The following is a 17,066-nucleotide window of genomic DNA, read 5'->3' on the forward strand; positions in this document are numbered from 1 at the left end:
CGTCAGTCATCGTAGTGGACCCAATAACGAGCGGAGAGGAAGGAGAAGGCGGTGAAGATCGCGATGATGATCACCAGGATCCAGGCGAGTGCGGCGGCATAGCCCATGCGGAAATAGCCGAAGGCTTCCTGGTAGAGATAGAGCGTGTAGAACAGCGTCGAATCGATCGGCCCGCCGGTGCCGGAGGAAATGACGTAGGCCGGCGTGAAGGCTTTGAAGGCATCAATCGTCTGGACGACGGCGTTGAAGAAGATCACGGGCGTCAGAAGCGGCAGGGTGATCTTGAAGAAAATCCGTGCCTTGGAGGCGCCGTCGAGGCTGGCGGCTTCATAAAGATCGGTCGGGATCTGGCGCAGGCCTGCGAGGAAGATGATCATCGGCGAACCGAACTGCCAGATGGCGAGAATGACGAGCGTATAGAGCGAGTAATCGGGATTGGAGATCCAGCTCGGCCCGTTGATGCCGAAGGCGTACCAGAGCAGGGTATTGACGATACCGTCAGCATCGAAGATCTGCCGCCACAGCACGGCGATGGCGACGCTGGAGCCGAGCAGTGACGGCAGATAGAAGATGGCGCGATAGACCGGCAGGCCCTTGATGCCGCGGTTGAGCAGCAGCGCCACCAGCAGCGCGAAGGCGAGCTTCAGCGGCACGGAGCAGACGACATAAAACAGCGTCACCTTCATCGACGACAGGAATTTGTCGTCCGCCGTCGCGATCCGCACATAGTTGTCTATGCCGACGAGATTGGGAGACTGCAGCAGATTGTAGTCGGTAAAGGATAGATAGAGCGAGGCGATCGCCGGTCCGAGGGTTAGTCCGAAGAAGCCGATGAACCACGGCAGAAGAAAGAGATAGCCGGGTGCGTTGCGCGCGAATGCGCTCGGCGCCTTGTAGGAGGTCTCCACGCGCAACGGCGCGCGCGCGCCGACGGCCAAGCCGCCGGCAACGCTCTTGCTGTTTGTACCCACGGTATCAGCCTCGCGTAATGTTTGCTGCTGCCTGTTCGGTGAACTTCGTTCCAGCGTCCTGTGCGCTGGTTTTGCCGAAGGCCACCTCCTCGGCGATCTTCTTCAACAGGAATGCATTCTCGCCGGCGCCGTTCGGTGGGGATGGCGGCAGCGCTCCGACGTGCGGCGTCAGCCGGCCGATATAGTCGACCACCTGCTTGCTGACGGGATCCAGATCCGGCGTCAGGAGGTCGCGGATCTTTTTTGAAGGCGGAACGCCGCGCTCGACTCCGAGTGCCTTCGTGCCTTCTGGGTCTTCGACCAGATAATTGACGAAGGCGACGGCGGCATCCTTGTTTGCTGACGTCGCCGAAACCGACATCAGCATCGACGGCTTCAGATACTGGCCGGGCTTGCTGTCGGCATTGGCCGGATAGGAGACGATATCGAGCTTTTCCTTGTTCAGACCTTGAATGGCAACGAACTGGTTGGAATGGGCGAAGCTCATCGCTGCTTTTTTGGTGACAAGCATATCGGTTTCGAGCGTCTGCTTATCGAGCGCCTGCACGTCGGCCGGAACACAGGCGCCAATCTTGCGCATGTGACCCCACAGATCGAACCATTCGGTCGCGTCCTTCGCTTCGAAGGCGAGCTTGCCGTCCGTCGTATACAGCGCCTTGCCGCGCTGGCGCAGCCAGCATTCGAGCGCCGGCTCCCCGCCGCTTGCGTCGGCCGTGCCGTAGAAACCGCGACGCTTCTTGGCAGCCGTGACCTTGGCGCAGGCATCGCCGATCTGCTCCCATGTCATGGCGTCATGTGGCGGTTCGACGCCGGCCTCGGTCCAGGCGGCCGTGTTGACGACGACCATGAAGGAGTTCACGCCGAGGCTGACACCGTAGATCTTGTTGTCGACCTTGCCGGAATCGATGTTGGCCGGGCCGAAATCCTCGATCGCCAAGCTCTTGCCGAGATAGGGCGTCATGTCGAGCAGCGCGCCGCGGCGGGCATATTCGAAGATGTAACGATAATCCATCTGGATGAGGTCGGGCGCGTTGCCGCCGCCGGTCTGGGTGGCCAAGCGCGTCCAATAGCTGTCCCAACCGAAGGATTCGCCGGCGATGGTGATATCCGGGTTCTTGGCCTGATAGGCCTTTACCGCCGCAAATGTCCGGTCGCTACGCTCCTTCGATCCCCACCAAAGAAGGCGCATCGCGGTTGCCGCATTGGCGCGTGAAAGTCCCATACCGCTGAATGCAAGCGTGGCTGCCATGCCGGCTAGCAACTGCCGGCGATCGATCGTCAACGTCATCCTGGTCTCCTCCCCAGTGAACCGATGATTTACGAACTGCTTTGCATGATATAACTATTTGGTTACAAGTTGGATAGAAACGCGACCGCTGTCAAGCGCCAATCGTGCGGCAATCAAAACGATGCATGCCGGAACCGGCAGCATCCGTCGCTAATGCTACCGTTCGGAAGGAGATCGTCCATGGCGGTCAGGGCGAGACAAGAGCCTGAAAATAAAGCGCAAGCGGATGCCGGCAAGACCTTGGGCAAGCGGTCGAGAAAAGCGTCTCGCAATCCGCAGCGCACCCATGCCACGATCCTGGACGCGGCGACGGAGGAATTTGCCGCGCATGGCTTCGGTGGCGCCAGGGTGGATGCGATTGCAGCGCGGGCACAAACGAACAAGCGGATGCTCTATCATTATTTCGGCGACAAGGAGGGGCTCTATCTCGCCGTGCTGGAGGCGACATATGCGACGATCCGTAATGCAGAAAAGCAGCTGGATCTGGCGCATCGTCATCCGGAAGAGGGGATGCGGGAGCTGGCCTTGTTCACCTGGCGGCATTTTCTAGCGCATCCTGAGTTTCTGAGCCTGCTTGCCACCGAAAACCTGCATCATGCGCATTATCTGCAGCGCTCCGACAAAGTCTCGGCCATGCATTCGCATCTGATCGACGAACTTGCAGACGTGCTGCGCCGTGGGGAGGCGCTTGGCATTTTCCGGCCGGCGGTCGATCCCATATCAGTCTATCTCACGATCGCGGCACTCGGCTTTTTCTATCTGTCGAACCGGCACACCTTGTCGACGATTTTCGCGCGGAAGCTGATGGCACCGGATGCGCTAAATGAGTGGGGTGAGCATATCGTTGCCGTCACGCTCGCTTCGATCCGCGCGTAGTGTTCGGCAGTGCGGCGGTTCGAGAAATTTTCAAAAGGTGATTGACAACGCCGGAGGTAACGCGCGATCTTGTAACCATATGGTTACATTGCTTGGGCGACTAAGCATTTGCTTTCCTGGTTCTGGAGGGAATCGGGCATGGAGGAGATAGCGTGTGCCTGTCGTTACAATGCGGCGTGGCCGGAGATTTGAAGAACCGCTTCTGCAATGAACTGAATAGCCCCTCACCCCAGCCCTCTCCCCGTTGAGGCGGAGAGAGGGGGCGACAGAGCAAACCAGCTGGCCGTTACTGGTTTCGTGCTGGTCATGGGCTTGAAAACTCCTTCTCCCCGCAGGCGGGGAGAGGGCTGGGTGAGGGGCCACGCATATTGGTGCCCTATGCAAATAGACTTGCCTGACCATCACAGGAGCCGACCAGCATCATGACCGAACCATTGACCATCAGGCTTGTCGAGGCCGAGACATTCGAGCGGCCGGTCAAGCTGCGGCTTCCTTTCCGTTTCGGTGCAGCAACCTTGCGCGAGGCGCGGCAGATCTTTCTGCGCGTGCGAATCGTGGATGTGCAAGGGCGCCCGGCCGAGGGTATGGCCGCCGAGTTGATGGTGCCGAAATGGTTCGATAAATCGCCCGATCTTTCCAATGCCGACAATGAAAACCAGCTGCGGCGTTCGCTGGTCCTGGCGCTTAATTCCTTAAGAGGTGCTGGTGCGGGAACGGCTTTCGGCCTGCATGCCGCCGTCGAGGCCTCACATCATGCCCAAGCGGCGGCGGAGAAGCTGAACGGGCTTGTCGCATCATTCGGCCTGGCACTTGCCAACCGGGCTATTCTCGATGCGCTCTGCCGGCTGGAGGGATTGACCGTCGCGGAAGCGATCAAGGCGAACCGCCCCGGCATCGATACCTCCACAGCACGTGATCTCTCGGGCTTCGATCTCTCCGGTTTCCTCTCGACATTGGAGCCTTCGGCAAGCCTTGCCGCGCGCCACACTGTCGGTCTGGTGGATGCGATCGTGCGCGCCGATATCCCGGCAAGCGAGCGGCTGAACGACGGCCTGCCGGAAAGTTTCGAAGAGGCGATCGACGCCTATGGGCTGACGTTCTTCAAAGTGAAGGTGTCGGGCGTTCCCGACGCGGATATCGACCGCCTTTGCCGCGTCGCTGCCGTCATCGATGCCAAGGTGCCGAACTATTCGGTGACGCTCGACGGCAACGAGCAATTTGCCTCTGCAGAGGCTGTTGCCGATCTGCTTTCCCGGGTGAAGGAAGAGCCGAGGCTGGCAAGATTTGCCTCTTCGATCCTATTCGTTGAGCAGCCGATCGCCCGCGCCCATGCCTTCGAGAAGCCGGTGAAGGCGCTTGCTGCCTTCAAGCCGGTGGAGATCGACGAATCCGATGCCGATATCGATGCCTTCGTCACGGCGAGGGGGCTTGGCTATACCGGCATCTCCTCGAAATCCTGCAAAGGCTTCTATCGCTCGCTATTGAACCGCGCGCGCGTCGCCAAATGGAGTGCCGAGGACGGCATTCCCTATTTCATGTCGGCCGAGGATCTGACGACGCAAGGAGGCCTTGCCGTGCAGCAGGATCTGGCGCTCGCATCGCTCATCGGCATGACGCATATCGAGCGCAACGGTCATCATTATGTCGACGGCATGGCCGGCGCGCCGGAGGCGGAGCAGGCCGCTTTCGCCGACGTGCATTCCGATCTCTACCGCATCAGCAATGGCCGCACGCGGTTGCGGATCGAAGCGGGGCAGCTTGCGATCGGCTCCGTCATCGGTGCCGTCGGCCTTGGCTCGTCGGTCGAGCCGGATTGGGCGGCGATGGAAAGGTCGTTGACATAGGATTTTGCGTCCGACGCCTTGTCGCGCTTGGCCCCTCACCCCAACCCTCTCCCCGCTAGCGGGGAGAGGGTTGGGGTGAGGGGCACGCCGCCGAAATGAATTCAGGCCGCCGAGGCCTCATTATCGCTGTTTGCAGATTGTGGAGGAGCAGATGCAGTCATCGAAGAAACGCTATGTTCTGGTCGGGACGGGTCATCGCGGCACGACTATGTGGGGCAAGGATCTGGTCGAGCGTTGGAGCAACGAGGTCGAGCTCGTGGCGGTCTGCGATCTCAATGCCATGCGGGCAAAGCGGGCTCTGGAGTATATCGGCGCATCGGTGCCCATCTATACCGACTTCGACGAATTGCTGCGGACGGAAAAGCCGGATCTTGTCATCGTCTGCACCCGCGATTCCACCCATGACGATCTGATCGTCAAGGCGATGGAGGCTGGCGCCGATGTCATCAGCGAGAAGCCGATGACGACGACCGTCGACAAGATCAAGCGCATTCTCAATGCCGAGGCGCGTACCGGCAAACGGCTTGATATTTCCTTCAATTACCGCTTCGCGCCGACCGCTGCAAAGATCAAGGAGCTGATCAATTCAGGCATCATCGGCGATGTCACCTCGGTCGACTTCCATTGGTATCTCGACACCAGCCATGGCGCCGATTACTTCCGCCGCTGGCATGCTTATGTCGAAAATTCCGGCAGCCTTTTCGTTCATAAGGCGACGCATCATTTCGACCTTCTGAATTGGTATCTGGATTCCGATCCGGAAACGGTCGCCGCCTTTGCCGATCTCAAGCATTACGGCCGCAAAGGCCCGTTCCGCGGCGAGCGCTGTAGCACCTGTCGTTACAAGGGCGAGTGCGACTATTATCTCGACATCAGCGCAACGCCGCTGCTCGAGAGCCTCTATGAAGACCCCTCATCCGTCGATGGGTATGTGCGCGACGCCTGCGTCTTCCGCGAGGATATTGACATCCCCGATACGATGGTCGCCTCCATCCGCTATCGCAGTGGTGTCAACGTCTCCTATTCCCTGAATACCTATATGCCGATCGAAGGTCATCACATCGCCTTCAACGGACACAAGGGCCGCATCGAGCTGCGCCAATACGAGAAGCAGAACTGGACAACGCCGCCGGCCGACGAGATCGTCGTGATGAAGAATTTCGGCGATGTCGAGCGCATATGGGTGCCGCACTCCTCCGGCGGGCACTATGGCGGCGACGACCGGCTGCGTAACATGCTGCTGCGCTCCGGCCCGAATGACGAACTCAAGCAGCGAGCAGGTTCGCGGGCAGGGGCGATGTCGGTCCTCTGTGGCATTGCCGCGCTACAGAGCAGCCAGACCGGCCAGCAGGTGTCGGTTGCCGATATCTGGGGCGAAGATGGCGGGTTGAATTTGCTGGAGCCGCGGCCTTAGGGCCGCGGTATTGAGCTTTCGGGTTTCGAGATCAGCTGCAGCTCGGCAGCTGCTGCGCGTAGATCCGCGTCATGCCGTTGAAGCGCTTGGCGCCGGCAAGAGCGGTTCCATTGCCGCGCCACGCTCCCTGCAGATAACCCTTGGCGCCGGAATAATAGGCGAGATAGAGATCGTAGGAATCGTTCAGGGCAATGCCGGTCTGCAGGTGCGTCTGGTAGTGATACCAGCCGACGAAGTCGATGGCGTCGGCGAAATTGGTGCGGCTTGCCGTCCAATTGCCGGTTTCGCGCTTGTATTTGTCCCAAGTACCGTCGAGCGCCTGCGAATAGCCGTAAGCCGTCGTCGGGCGTTTCCAGGGAATGAAGCCGAGCAAATAGCGCCGCGGCGGGCGGGCGCGCGGCCGGAAGCCGGATTCGGTATAGATCGTCGCCATCAGGATCGGCACCGGCACGCCGTATTTGCGTTCCGTGCGTTCGGCAGCGCGCTGCCAATTGTTGAACCAGCCATCGCGCTGATCGAAGATCGCGCAGATGTTGCGGGTATGGCGGGGTGCGGTGGCGCAGCCCGCCAGCACGCCGAGCAGCATTACGGCCAGAATGGAAAGAACGCGGGTACGCATTACTAGAACCTCTTCATTGCTGCGCCGTGCGTCTTTCAAAAGCACGAGATATGCAGCAACAACCTACCGGCGCATGATCCTTTCCAAAAGTTCGAGGCAGAGCTTTTGGCGGACCGACGCTCATGAGATTGCTAGCGCGGAATGATTAAAAACGGGTTGTTTGCCTGTGCCGAAATGGGGCGATTTCAGGGTGTTTTCATGGATTTGCTGCGTCGCATCATGCCATCAGCGCCATATCCTCGCGGCGGATTTCATAGAGGAGCGGCTTGCCCTCGATAAAGCGGATGGCTTCATCCACCGCCATCTCACCGAGGCGGGTCCGCTCCAGCCCGACGGCACCGGCAATATGCGGCGTCAGGAAGACGTTCGGCAGCTCGTAAAACGCCGAGGCGGCTTCTGGAATTTCCGGATCGGTGACGTCGATGATCGCGTCGATATGGCCAGTTTTCAGCACGGCGATCAGGGCCGCTTCATCGACCAGTGCGCCGCGCGCCGTATTGATGAACGTTGCGCCCTTCTTCATCAGCGATAGGCGTTGCGCATTAATCATATGGCGTGTGGCGGGCAGCGAGGGTGCATGCAGCGAGACGATGTCGGCCGATGCCATCAGTGCATCCAGCTCGGCTTTTTCAACACCGAGGGGCGTCGCTTCGGCCGCATTGACCATCGGGTCATAGAGCAGGACGCGGTAGTTGAAGGGCGCCAGCAGTTCGATCACCCGCCGGCCGATCCGCGAGGCGCCGATGATGCCGATGGTGCGGCCGTAATTGCCGATGGCGTCGGCCTGCATTGGTACCGTCCGGTTGCGGTTGCGGTCGGCGACGTAGAAATCGCGAAAGCGGAAGACCTTCTTGCCGGCGAAGATGATGGCGGCAAGCGTGAATTCGGCAACCGGCAGGGCATTGGCCTGTGCCGCGTGGCTCACCAGGATACCGCGATCGAATAGGCTGTCGCCCACTAGTCCTTTCACCGTGCCTGCGGCATGAACCACCAGCTTGAGATGCGGCGCCTGTGCGAGCGCGGCACCATCGATCGTCGGCGCCCCCCAGCCGGTGATCAGAATTTCGGTTTCCGCGAGCAGCTTGGCCGCACGCGAATCGTCGAAGCTTTGCATCGGTGCGGCATCGAGTACGCGGCCGATAGAATCGAGGCGCTGAATGAGCGCCTCGGGCAGGACGTGCTGTGTGCGCGACGGTAGCATGGCGAATGATATCGCGGGGCGGCCGGAGAGGGATGGCGTCATGGCAGGCGGCCCGGCGCCTCAATGGCGCTGACCGTAACGCCCTTGTCTCTGATGAGGGCGCGCAGTGCGTCGATATCGGGTTTGGCTGGCGGCCTGCTCCAGGCGTGATCGACGGCAGCTGGGTCTTTCTCCGCAAGTACGGCTGAGACGAGAATGGTCTCGCCAGCAGGAATCGTGCCCCGCAATTGCGGCACCAGCGTTTTGGAAACGATGAGGTTGGTGTTTGGGGGCGCTTTCTGCGCGATGCCTTCACGTGTGATCGTCGAGCCGAGGTCGAGAATGCCGCTGAAATCCTCTTCGCCGACGGCATAAGCGGCACCGGTTGCGGAGGAAAGCGTGTCGGCTTCGAAGTCGCGCCGGGCACTGGCAAAGCCGCCTTCTGCCGTCTGTAGCGGCCGCGGCGTAGTGATCCTGTGCAGGCGGATGTGCCAGGGCGTTGCGGGGATAAGCCAGGTCTCCACCGTCACATCCAGATAGGGCGACCACTTGGCGTAAAGCGTATCGTCGGCGAGCTTCGCCTCTTCATTGGTTTCGCGCACGCGGTAGTGCAGGCCATCGTCGCTGAAGGCGAGCATGCTGTCGAAGGCGCCGCCGGCAAAGATGCGCTCATCGCTTTCGACGCTAAAGCCGTAGCGGGCGGAATAGGCGAATTTCGAGTATTTCTCGGCGCCGAAGCGCATCTGCTGGTTTTCCTGTCCGGAGGAGAGTGCAACGACATCATTCTTGCCGCGCATCAGGACCATGCCGGGGTGTCTTTGTGGGATGATAGCCGGCTCACTCTCTGGTGGCTTTTCTTCCGCAGTCCAGAACGGATGCGTTTCGGGAAGTGCCAGCGGCAGGAAGGCCTTGAAGGCCCAATAGGGTGAGCCGGCGGAATTGTAATTCTCCGACATCAGCAGGTTGGGATAGGCAAAGCCGATCGGCAGGGTGCCGTCGCGATGGGCGATCGGCTTGTCGGACCACCAACGCAGGTGCCGGAGGCACAGGCCCTTGATTTCGCCCCAAGGCAGCGCCTCGACATCAGCAAAAGCGAGCGCCGACCAGAAGCCGGCACATGCGAAGCGATAGGTCAGGCTGCGGCCGAAGGGGATCGTAGCACCATCGGGCGCGAACCAATGGCGGAAATCCCTCGCGAACAGGATGGCGCGCTCGCGGTAGCGCTCGGAGCGGTCGTCATTGACGAGCTTAGAATAGATCAGCCCGTAAAAGTGCATGGCGAAGGGAATGTAATGATCGATACGGCGGACATTGCCGTCGCGATACCAGCCGTCACCGATGTAGAAACCGTCGAGCTCGTTCAGGTAGCTTTCCGTCAGGCTGCGGTCGAAGGTGGCGCCGAGCCGGTCGAGCGCGATATCGACGAAGATGCGGAAGAACTTCCAATTGTTGTCGGCGTAGTCGAAGGTGCGGGCGTGCTTAAGGTAGGCGATCAAATTGTCACGAGCACGTTGGTCGAGCGGCTCCCAAATCTTCTCCGGCACGAGCGCCAGCGCGAAGCCGAGGGCGGCCAGTTCGACCATGCGCTGGTCGCGGCCGTTGACCGTGCCCCAATATTCCGGATGCTTCGGGTCGACGCCATTGGCGAGGCCTTCAGCGTAGCGGCCCCAGTGGCTGAAGTCGCCACTACCGGCGCCGAGCGGCGCCAACCCCCAGAGAGGGCGGGCGAAACCTTCGAGATCGGCGGCCGCCCGGTCGAAATGGGCGCCTGCGCCATCGATGCGGACGCGGGCATTGCCCTCGGAAAAATAAGGCAGCAACGGATCGAACAGGTCGGTCAGCGCGCGGCGCATGTCCGTAAGGGTCTTCAGCGGGTTGCCGGCAAGCGGATTGGCGCTGGCGGGGTCATAGATCATCGGTTCGGCCTTCTCGATCGTTTCCGCGGCGGGATTGAGTTTCAGGTTTCGGGTGGCAGCGTGCCGCCGGCGATCGGCGGGACGCCGTGGCAGATGTGGCGGGCCGGCGCATCGCGGTCGCGGAAGCGTGCGATCATTAGGCCGATGGCTTCCCGGCCGAGGGCTGCGCGATCGACGCGCATGGTTGCCAGCCGCGGATTGGTCATCAGGGCACAGGGAAGATCGTCGAAGCCCACAATGGCGAAATCCTCCGGCACCCGCAGGCCGGCTTCGGTGACGGCGTCCAGCACGCCGACGGCGATGAAATCGTTCATGCAGAAGGCGGCGGTATAGCCTTCGCGTGCGGCAAGGATCTCGGCGGTTTTGTCATGGGCTTCCTGGCTGGAGCTGCCCCTGAAATTCATCGGCACGATGCGGCCTTCAGTGCCTTCCACCGAAGCGATCGCCGCCTCGAAGCCGCGGATGCGCTCGCGGATCGTCTGACGATGCGAGCCGGTCAGATGCAGGATGCGGTGGTGACCGGCTTTAAGCAGGCGCCGGGTTGCGTTGTAGGCGCCGAAGAAATTCGAGGGTGAAACGCCGTCGAAGCGCAGCTTCGGGTCGGTGCCGTTGACGAGCACGGTCGGCGTGCCGCTGGTCTCGAGCCACCGGCAGAGCTCTTCCGAGGGGTCGATGCCGACGAGAAAGAGGCCCTCGGCACCGGCGGTCTGCAGATATTCCTTCACCAGTTCCGGTTCCGTCCTTGCCTCCCGAATGAGACGGATGTCGAAGCGCATGCCGCGCTCGGCAGCGCCCGCCCTCAGGCCCTCCAGAATACCCTCATAGAAGACGCTCAAGCCGCCGGTGACGCTGTCGCTGGCGATCAATGCAAGGCCGCCGGCCGCCGTCTCGGCTGCGGTCTTCAGCGGGTAGCCGAGATCGCTTGCCACCTTGAAGATGTGCTGGCGGATCGTCTCGCTGATGCCGGGTTCATTGGTGAGGACCCGCGACACCGTCGAGACGGAGACGCCGGCGGCAGTGGCGATGTCGGCCTGCCTGATGCGTTTGGAGCGAATATCGTTCATGTCGCAAACGCTATGCAAACTTGTGCAAATTTGCAATAGAAAGATTTTTTATTGCACAGTGCAATGAAGTTGCATATCGTCGCGCTGACTTGTCCGCTGAAGGCGTCGGGGAGATCGCCGCGGATGACAACGCAAGAGAAGGAGGAATCTCATGCGCATGAATCGTCGTTCTTTCATGATCGGAGCTGCCGGAACCGCAGCTGGCCTTGCCCTTGGGGGAAGCGCAATGCCCGCCTTTGCCGACGCGACGCAGCTCCGGGCGATGTGGTGGGGTTCGCCCGATCGCGGCAAGCGCACGGTCGCTGTTGCCGAACTGTTTCACAGCAAGAACCCCGATCTGTCCGTCATCGGCGAGAGCATCAGCGGCGACGGCTATTGGGCGAAGCTTGCCACCGGCATGGCCAGCCAGAACATCGCCGATGTCTTCCAGCTCGAGCCAAGCACGATCTCCGACTATTCCAAGCGTGGCGCCTGCATGCCGCTCGACCAATTCGTGCCCTCGACACTGAATGTCGACAGTTTCGGCAAGGACGTGCTGAAGCTGACCACGGTCGACAACAAGCTTTATGGTGTCGGTCTCGGGCTGAATTCCTTCGCAATGTTCTATGACGAGGACATGTTCAAGAAGACCGGCCTGACGCCGCCCGGTCCGACGACGACATGGGCCGAATATGCCGATCTCGCCGTGGAAATGACCAAGGCTGCCGGCAAGCGCGGCTATTGGGGCGGTCCTTATGGCGCACGCTATAATTATGTGCTCGATGTCTGGCTGCGCCAGCGCGGCAAGAGCCTCTTTACGGAAGAGGGCGGGCTCGGCTTCGGTGTCGACGATGCCAAGGAATGGTACAGCTACTGGGAAGAGCTGCGCAAACGCGGCGGTACGGTCTCCGCCGATGTCCAGACGCTCGACCAGAACGTTATCGAGAGCAATTGCCTGGCGCTCGGCAAATCGGCCATCGGCATGGCTTATTCCAACCAGCTCGTCGGCTATCAGCTTGTTGTCAAGAGCAAGCTCGCCGTCACCATGCTGCCACGCGAGAAGAAAGATGGTCCCTCCGGCCATTATTACCGTCCGGCGCTGATCTGGAGCGTCGGTGCCACCAGCAAGAATGGCGAAGCGGCCGCCAAGTTCATCAATTTCTTCGTCAATGATGTCGATGCTGGCAAGATCCTCGGCGTCGAACGCGGCGTGCCGATGTCGCCCGCCGTACGCGCCGCCATCCTGCCGACGCTCAATCCGGTGGAGCAGCAGACGGTGCACTATATCGAGCTGTTGAAGGATCAGGTCGGCACCTATCCCGTGCCGGCGCCGCTCGGCTCCCAGGAATTCGACGCGAACGTCGCCCGCCCCGTCGCCGACCAGCTCGCCTTCGGTAAGATCACGGTCGCCGAGGCGGCGAAGCGGCTGGTGGAAGAAGGTGCGGCGAAATTGAAGCGGAAGGGTTGATTGAAGCTCATCGGAGGCTTTCCTGTAACGGGAGAGGCTGTACCCCCCTCTGTCGCTATCGCGACATCTCCCCCACAAGGGGGGAGATTGTTTGGAGTTTGCCGCCGCTTTTATCCAAGCAGTTCATTTCGATTTCAGCGGGCGTGATATTAGCTTGAGGCAGGTTAGAATTCCGCGCGACCAATCTCCCTCCTTGTGGGGGAGATGTCACGAAGTGACAGAGGGGGGTGCGGACCCTCCTCAACCTCCACTGCCAATGTTTACTTCCCATCCCAGGGCTTCAGTGCATCCTGCTTCATCCTGCGCTGTTCTTCCGGCGCAAGCTTGTAATCCCCCTTATAGGGTGCGCTTTCGAACGAGCCATAGGTCGGATTGGCGATGGCTATCCAGTCGTGGCCGAAATGCGCGGCATTGGCCTCGAAGACCTTCTGGCGCTCTTCGACCGTACCCTTGTAGTCGTCAGTGAAGTCGCCGAAATTGTCGCCGAACATCAGGAGAATGCGATAGTTCTTGGCGATGAAGGCGCGGCGCGTGCCCTTGGCAGAACCCCAGTCCGGCTGCTCCTTGGCGCTCAGGAAAGTGTCGACATTGTCGCCCATCGGAAAACCGAAGCGCTTCATTTCTTCAACGGTCGGACCTTCCTCATCGGCGGTGCGGTTGGTGACGTAGAAGACCTTTACGCCTTTTGATGCTGCATATTGGGTGAATTCCACCGCGCCGGGAATCGGCTTGTCCTGTTGGGCATTCACATACTGCGTCCAGGTTTCCGGCTTGAAGCTCGTACCCGCCGTGACATTACGCGCCTGATAAGGCGACGTATTGAGCACGGTATCATCGACATCGAGGATGATGGCGGGCGGAAAGTCCTGGAAATTACCTGTTTGCTCGACCGGAGCTGCGGTCCAGTTCTTGTCGGCCAGTGCTTCGTCGAGCCTGATACGGCCGAGCGCATAGGCACCAAGCGCGTTGGCCTGCGCCTCCACCGACGTCTGATCCCAAAGAACGGCATTGAGATTGTCGTCGGGCATGGCGGCCGGCAAATCGGCGGCCAAAGCCGGCAAGGCAGACGCGAGGCCGATCACGAATGTCAGGCGCCCTAGATATCTATTTTCCACTCCGTTCTCCTTTATGAAATTCCGGAAATCAACTCATCGCATTAACGATTTTAAACAGGCATCAAAGTCTTGACCCGGATAAGGATAGTTTGCGCGCAGACGGAATGTGTCAAGTATATGACAGCTGGCGGATCCGGGTTCAGTTGATTTTGATTTGCGGTCCCTGCCTGTGCCAAGCGCCTCCATGCGGCGGCATTTTTGACAAAGGTCATGCTGGAGCTCTGAAACGATAAAATGCCGGGATCCTTTCAGACCCCGGCACCGCCGCATCTCCAAGTGCGGTTGCTTATTTCTTCGCGTCGGCCCAGCTCTTGACCAGTTCGTCATAATTGACGGTGATCGGCTTTTCCTTTTCGTTGGCGATCTTCAGCTGCGGAGCGAGATGGCCGTTCTTGACGGCATCGGCGTTCCAGTAGGCAAGATCGTGCTCTTCGGCGAGCTTCGGTCCGATGTCGCCCTGAACGCCTGCGCGTTCCAGGCGCTGCATGACACGTTCCTGATCGGCGCAAAGTGCATCCATGGCTCCTTGCGCATCCTTGGCGCCGGAAGCGGCATCGCCGATCGCCTGCCACCAGAGCTGTGCGAGCTTCGGATAGTCAGGAACGTTCGTGCCGGTCGGCGACCATTGCACGCGGGCCGGCGAGCGGTAGAACTCGATCAGGCCGCCGAGCTCCGGCGCGCGCTTGGTGAAGCTCTTATCGCGGATGGTGGATTCGCGGATAAAGGTGAGGCCGACATGGCTCTTCTTCACGTCCACCGTCTTCGAGGTGACGAACTGCGCATAGAGCCATGCGGCCTTGGCGCGGTCGACCGGGGTCGACTTCATCAGCGTCCAGGAGCCGACGTCCTGATAGCCGAGCTTCATGCCGTCCTTCCAGTAGACGCCATGCGGCGACGGCGCCATGCGCCACTTCGGCGTGCCATCCGAATTCATGACCGGCAGGCCGGGCTTGACCATGTCGGCGGTGAAGGCCGTGTACCAGAAGATCTGCTGGGCGATATTGCCCTGTGCCGGAACCGGGCCGGATTCCGAGAAGGTCATGCCTTGGGCTTCCGCCGGAGCGTATGCCTTCAGCCAATCGAGATATTTCTGGATCGAGTAGACGGCGGCCGGTCCGTTGGTATCGCCGCCGCGGGCAACGCAGGAGCCGACAGGACGGGAATTGGCATCGACCTTGATGCCCCATTCGTCAACCGGCAGACCGTTCGGCAGGCCCTTGTCGCCGTTGCCGGCCATGGAGAGCCAGGCGTCGGTGAAGCGCCAGCCGAGCGACGGGTCCTTCTTGCCATAGTCCATATGGCCGAAGACCTTCTTGCCGTCGACATCGCGACCGGTGAAGAACTGGGCGATATCCTCATAGGCCGACCAGTTAACCGGTACGCCGAGCTCATAGCCATACTTGGCCTTGAAATCGGCCTTGTTCTTCGGGTCGTTGAACCAGTCGTAACGGAACCAGTAGAGGTTGGCGAACTGCTGGTCGGGGAGCTGATAAAGCTTCTTGTCGGGAGCAGTCGTAAAGCTGGTGCCGATGAAATCGGCGATATCGATGCCCGGATTGGTGACGTCCTTGCCCTCGCCAGCCATCCAGTCGGTCAGGTTGCGAACCTGCTTGTAGCGCCAATGCGTGCCGATCAGGTCGGAATCGTTCACCCAGCCGTCATAGAGGTTCTGGCCGGTCTGCATCTGCGTCTGGATCTTCTCGACGACGTCGCCTTCCTGGATGACGTCGTGGGTGACCTTGATGCCTGTTATGGCGGTGAAGGCCGGGGCCAGAACCTGCGATTCATACTGGTGTGTCGTCAGGGTTTCCGACACGACCTTGATTTCCATGCCCTGGAAAGGCTTGGCCGCATCGATGAACCACTGCATTTCCTTTTCCTGGTCGGCGCGCGAGAGCGTCGAGAGATCGCCGATCTCCTTGTCCAGGAATGCCTTGGCTTCGTTCATGCCGGCATGCGCCGTGCCGGCCAGGGCCAGCAAGGCAACTGCCGTTGTCGTCAAGAGATGCCGTCGCATATATTCCTCCCTACAGGTTGCGAGTGCATTGTCAGCCAGCCGGATTTCCGGCCATCTGTATCGATTTGCCTTACTGCTCCGCATGACCGGATGGGCAACGGGGCGGTAACGGTTTGAATTTCCGCGTCAGACCAGACGGAAGACGCCGATGGCGTAGATCACGGAAAGAGCAAGAGCCCACCACAGGCTTGGGCCTCCCAGACCCAGCCAGGCGAGATGGATGAAGGCGGCGCCGAGCAGCGAAATGAACAGCCGGTCGCCACGCGTCGTTTCGAAGCGCAGGATGCCGAGGCGCGGATGGCCGCCGGGCGAAACATACTCCCACACAGCCATGCCGATCAGCAGCAGCAGGATCGTCGCGAAAAACAGCGCCGTCGGCAGCGTCCAGGCCATCCAGGAAAAGTCTGTATTCATGGCGGTTTTCCTTTAGACGCGGCCGAGCGCGAAGCCCTTGGCGATGTAGTTGCGGACGAAATAGATGACGAGCGCGCCGGGAACCAAGGTCAGGACACCGGCGGCGGCAAGCAGGCCCCAATCCATGCCGGCGGCCGAGACGGTGCGCGTCATGATGGCGGCGATCGGCTTGGCGTCGGTCGTGGTCAAGGTGCGGGCGATCAGCAGTTCCACCCAGGAGAACATGAAGCAGAAGAAGGCGGCGACGCCGATGCCGCTTGCGATCAGCGGAATGAAGATCTTGATGAAGAAGCGCGGGAACGAATAGCCGTCGATATAGGCCGTCTCGTCGATTTCCTTCGGCACGCCGGACATGAAGCCTTCGAGGATCCAGACCGCCAGCGGCACGTTGAAGAGGCAGTGCGCCAGCGCGACGGCGATATGGGTATCGATCAATCCGAAGGCCGAATAGAGCTGGAAGAAGGGCAGTGCAAAGACCGCCGGCGGCGCCATGCGGTTCGTCAGCAGCCAGAAGAAGACGTGCTTGTCGCCGAGGAAGCGGTAGCGCGAGAAGGCATAGGCTGCGGGAAGGGCGCAGGCGACCGAGATCACCATGTTCATGACGACATAGGTGATCGAGTTGATGTAGCCCTTGTACCAGGACGGATCGGTGAAGATGATCGTGTAGTTGCGCAGCGTCGGCTGGTGCGGATAGAGCGTTAGGCCGCTGACGATCTCCTCATTGGTCTTGAAGCTCATATTGACGAGCCAGTAGATCGGTAACAGCAGGAAGACGATATAAAGCGTCGGCACAAGCCACGCCCACCGCCCCTTTTCGCCGTGACGGCGGGCAACCCGCGCGCTTGTCGCAGCAGTCGCGTTCGCGGCGGCGTCGGAAGCGGCCATCTTGTGCATCGCGGCG

General features: G+C 60.5%; 14 protein-coding genes. 4 read left to right on the forward strand and 10 right to left on the reverse strand.

Annotation, left to right across the window (positions count from 1 at the left end):
• Positions 1-2: 2 nt before the first annotated feature.
• Together FBZ97_RS21580 and FBZ97_RS21585 are read right to left on the reverse strand one after the other, a co-directional pair.
• Complete coding sequence (locus tag FBZ97_RS21580) at positions 3-914, reverse strand: sugar ABC transporter permease (protein ID WP_210296295.1); 912 nt, start codon at positions 912-914, stop codon at positions 3-5.
• Between the two features lie 61 nt (positions 915-975).
• Positions 976-2,259 carry an ABC transporter substrate-binding protein gene (locus FBZ97_RS21585; protein ID WP_145321926.1) on the reverse strand — a complete coding sequence of 428 codons (1,284 nt, stop codon included), beginning with the start codon at positions 2,257-2,259 and terminating at the stop codon, positions 976-978.
• Positions 2,260-2,439: 180 nt separating this feature from the next.
• Here FBZ97_RS21585 and FBZ97_RS21590 point away from each other — a divergent pair, with 180 nt between their 5' ends.
• The 3 genes from FBZ97_RS21590 (at position 2,440) to FBZ97_RS21600 (ending at position 6,393) form a co-directional block, all read left to right on the forward strand.
• A complete protein-coding gene (locus FBZ97_RS21590; protein WP_113352696.1) occupies positions 2,440-3,135 on the forward strand; it encodes a TetR/AcrR family transcriptional regulator in 696 nt (231 codons plus the stop codon).
• A 422-nt stretch (positions 3,136-3,557) separates the two neighbouring features.
• Positions 3,558-4,979 carry a mandelate racemase gene (locus FBZ97_RS21595; RefSeq protein WP_145321928.1) on the forward strand — a complete coding sequence of 474 codons (1,422 nt, stop codon included), beginning with the start codon at positions 3,558-3,560 and terminating at the stop codon, positions 4,977-4,979.
• Between the two features lie 151 nt (positions 4,980-5,130).
• Positions 5,131-6,393, forward strand: a complete 1,263-nt coding sequence (locus tag FBZ97_RS21600) for a Gfo/Idh/MocA family oxidoreductase (RefSeq protein ID WP_145321930.1) — start codon at positions 5,131-5,133, stop codon at positions 6,391-6,393.
• Between the two features lie 31 nt (positions 6,394-6,424).
• On the opposite strand, the gene FBZ97_RS21605 is transcribed toward FBZ97_RS21600, so the two are convergent.
• From FBZ97_RS21605 to FBZ97_RS21620, 4 genes are all read right to left on the reverse strand, one after another.
• Entirely contained in the window at positions 6,425-7,012 is a 588-nt protein-coding gene (locus FBZ97_RS21605; protein WP_113331524.1) for a transglycosylase SLT domain-containing protein, read from the reverse strand.
• Positions 7,013-7,229: 217 nt separating this feature from the next.
• Positions 7,230-8,255: a hydroxyacid dehydrogenase gene (locus FBZ97_RS21610; protein ID WP_145321932.1), complete on the reverse strand. Its 1,026-nt coding sequence runs from the start codon at positions 8,253-8,255 to the stop codon at positions 7,230-7,232.
• A complete protein-coding gene (locus tag FBZ97_RS21615) occupies positions 8,252-10,108 on the reverse strand; it encodes a DUF2264 domain-containing protein (RefSeq protein ID WP_145321934.1) in 1,857 nt (618 codons plus the stop codon). The genes FBZ97_RS21610 and FBZ97_RS21615 overlap by 4 nt, the downstream gene beginning before the upstream one ends.
• A 41-nt stretch (positions 10,109-10,149) precedes the next feature.
• Positions 10,150-11,172, reverse strand: a complete 1,023-nt coding sequence (locus tag FBZ97_RS21620; RefSeq protein WP_145321936.1) for a LacI family DNA-binding transcriptional regulator — start codon at positions 11,170-11,172, stop codon at positions 10,150-10,152.
• 151 nt (positions 11,173-11,323) lie between these two features.
• Between FBZ97_RS21620 and FBZ97_RS21625 the strand changes: the two genes are divergently transcribed.
• Complete coding sequence (locus FBZ97_RS21625) at positions 11,324-12,619, forward strand: ABC transporter substrate-binding protein (protein WP_113421210.1); 1,296 nt, start codon at positions 11,324-11,326, stop codon at positions 12,617-12,619.
• Positions 12,620-12,879: 260 nt separating this feature from the next.
• On the opposite strand, the gene FBZ97_RS21630 is transcribed toward FBZ97_RS21625, so the two are convergent.
• From FBZ97_RS21630 to FBZ97_RS21645, 4 genes are all read right to left on the reverse strand, one after another.
• The gene (locus FBZ97_RS21630; RefSeq protein ID WP_113421209.1) at positions 12,880-13,734 is read right to left on the reverse strand and encodes a 5'-nucleotidase, lipoprotein e(P4) family; all 855 of its coding nucleotides are present in this window, start codon (positions 13,732-13,734) and stop codon (positions 12,880-12,882) included.
• Positions 13,735-14,020: 286 nt separating this feature from the next.
• Positions 14,021-15,751 carry an ABC transporter substrate-binding protein gene (locus tag FBZ97_RS21635; RefSeq protein WP_113331538.1) on the reverse strand — a complete coding sequence of 577 codons (1,731 nt, stop codon included), beginning with the start codon at positions 15,749-15,751 and terminating at the stop codon, positions 14,021-14,023.
• A 126-nt stretch (positions 15,752-15,877) separates the two neighbouring features.
• Complete coding sequence (locus FBZ97_RS21640) at positions 15,878-16,165, reverse strand: DUF2160 domain-containing protein (RefSeq protein WP_113331541.1); 288 nt, start codon at positions 16,163-16,165, stop codon at positions 15,878-15,880.
• A 12-nt stretch (positions 16,166-16,177) separates the two neighbouring features.
• Positions 16,178-17,050, reverse strand: coding sequence for a carbohydrate ABC transporter permease (locus FBZ97_RS21645; protein WP_233788642.1), 873 nt, complete (start codon positions 17,048-17,050; stop codon positions 16,178-16,180).
• Positions 17,051-17,066 lie beyond the last annotated feature (16 nt).

The sequence above is a fragment of the Rhizobium sp. ERR 942 genome, assembly GCF_007828395.1.
Lineage (GTDB): Bacteria > Pseudomonadota > Alphaproteobacteria > Rhizobiales > Rhizobiaceae > Rhizobium > Rhizobium dioscoreae.

What these genes read in the sequence shown, in the direction of transcription:
- FBZ97_RS21640 (WP_113331541.1), bottom strand. Translation starts at nt 16,165, where the DNA reads ATGAATACAGACTTTTCCTGGATGGCCTGGACGCTGCCGACGGCGCTG.
- FBZ97_RS21635 (WP_113331538.1), bottom strand. Translation starts at nt 15,751, where the DNA reads ATGCGACGGCATCTCTTGACGACAACGGCAGTTGCCTTGCTGGCCCTG.
- FBZ97_RS21600 (WP_145321930.1), top strand. Translation starts at nt 5,131, where the DNA reads ATGCAGTCATCGAAGAAACGCTATGTTCTGGTCGGGACGGGTCATCGC.
- FBZ97_RS21645 (WP_233788642.1), bottom strand. Translation starts at nt 17,050, where the DNA reads ATGGCCGCTTCCGACGCCGCCGCGAACGCGACTGCTGCGACAAGCGCG.
- FBZ97_RS21625 (WP_113421210.1), top strand. Translation starts at nt 11,324, where the DNA reads ATGCGCATGAATCGTCGTTCTTTCATGATCGGAGCTGCCGGAACCGCA.
- FBZ97_RS21610 (WP_145321932.1), bottom strand. Translation starts at nt 8,255, where the DNA reads ATGACGCCATCCCTCTCCGGCCGCCCCGCGATATCATTCGCCATGCTA.
- FBZ97_RS21605 (WP_113331524.1), bottom strand. Translation starts at nt 7,012, where the DNA reads ATGCGTACCCGCGTTCTTTCCATTCTGGCCGTAATGCTGCTCGGCGTG.
- FBZ97_RS21585 (WP_145321926.1), bottom strand. Translation starts at nt 2,259, where the DNA reads ATGACGTTGACGATCGATCGCCGGCAGTTGCTAGCCGGCATGGCAGCC.
- FBZ97_RS21590 (WP_113352696.1), top strand. Translation starts at nt 2,440, where the DNA reads ATGGCGGTCAGGGCGAGACAAGAGCCTGAAAATAAAGCGCAAGCGGAT.
- FBZ97_RS21620 (WP_145321936.1), bottom strand. Translation starts at nt 11,172, where the DNA reads ATGAACGATATTCGCTCCAAACGCATCAGGCAGGCCGACATCGCCACT.
- FBZ97_RS21615 (WP_145321934.1), bottom strand. Translation starts at nt 10,108, where the DNA reads ATGATCTATGACCCCGCCAGCGCCAATCCGCTTGCCGGCAACCCGCTG.
- FBZ97_RS21595 (WP_145321928.1), top strand. Translation starts at nt 3,558, where the DNA reads ATGACCGAACCATTGACCATCAGGCTTGTCGAGGCCGAGACATTCGAG.